Source organism: Streptomyces sp. NPDC051020 (genome assembly GCF_040683105.1).
GTDB lineage: Bacteria > Actinomycetota > Actinomycetes > Streptomycetales > Streptomycetaceae > Streptomyces.
This window is the reverse complement of record NZ_JBFBCG010000230.1, coordinates 1-1380: the sequence shown is the minus strand read 5'-3', so window position 1 is coordinate 1380 and position 1380 is coordinate 1. Positions and strand designations below refer to the sequence as shown.

1 protein-coding gene is annotated in these 1380 nt (G+C 70.0%); it reads right to left on the bottom strand.

Annotated elements, in window-relative coordinates:
- Positions 1–1380: type I polyketide synthase (locus tag AB0N06_RS38880; RefSeq protein WP_366139373.1), on the bottom strand; the 1380-nt coding region annotated here is incomplete at both ends.

Below are 1380 nucleotides of genomic sequence, written 5' to 3'. Positions count from 1 at the left end.
CCCCGTCGAACGCCTCCGCGAACACCGGGTACGCCTCATACAACTCACGACCCATCCCCAACCGCTGCGCACCCTGCCCCGTGAACAGGAACGCGACCTTGCCCGCCGGCCGCACCACCCCACGCACCACCGCAGCCGCCGACTCACCCTCGGACAGCGCCGTCAGCCCCCGAACCAGCTCCTCACGGTCCCCGGCCGTCACCACCGCACGATGCTCCAGCACCGCACGCGACACCACCGACGAATACCCCACATCCAGCAGCGAGGGAGCACTCTCCATCCGAGCCAGGAGTTTCCCGGCCTGGGCCGACAGCCCGCTCTCACTCCGGGCCGACAACACCACCGGCACCACCGGCACCTCGACCGACGTGGCGATCTCCGGCTCGTCCACCACCGGAGCCTGCTCCACGATCACGTGCGCGTTCGTCCCACTCAGACCGAACGACGACACCCCCGCACGCCGCGGACGATCCCGCTCCGGCCACGCCCGCGACTCCGTCAGCAGCTCCACCGACCCCGCAGCCCAATCCACCTGCGGCGTCGGCACATCCACATGCAACGTCTTCGGCAGCACACCATGACGGATCGCCTGCACCGCCTTGATCACACCGCCCACACCCGCAGCCGCCTGCGCATGCCCCAGGTTCGACTTCAGCGACCCCAACCACAACGGATCACCCTCCGGACGCCCCTGCCCATACGTCGCAAGCAGAGCCTGCGCCTCGATCGGGTCACCCAACCGGGTCCCCGTACCGTGCGCCTCCACCAGATCGACGTCCGCGGCCGTGAGCCCGGCGCCTTCCAGCGCGGCACGAATCACCCGCTGCTGCGACGGACCATTCGGAGCCGTAAGGCTGCTGGAGGCGCCGTCCTGGTTGATCGCGCTGCCCCGGATCACCGCGAGAACCGGGTGTCCGTTGCGCTGGGCGTTGGAGAGGCGTTCCAGCATCAGGACGCCGACGCCTTCCGAGCAGCCGGTGCCGTCGGCGTCGGCGGCGAAGGACTTGCAGCGGCCGTCCTTGGCCATGCCCCGCTGATGGCTGAAGTAGAGGAACATGTCCGGCGTCGTCATCACCGTCACGCCACCGACCAGCGCCATCGAGCACTCGTCGGAGCGCAGCGCCTGGGCACCGAGGTGCAGGGCCACCAGCGACGACGAGCAGGCGGTGTCGACCGTCACCGAGGGGCCTTCGAAGCCCAGGGTGTAGGAGACGCGGCCCGAGACCAGGCTGCCGCCCGTGGTGGCGGAGGCCTCGGTGCCGAGTGCGTAGTCGTGGTACATCAGGCCGGCGAAGACGCCGGTCCGGCTGCCCTTCAGCGACAGCGGGTCGATCCCCGCGCTCTCCACGGCCTCCCAGGACGCCTCCAGCAACAACCGCT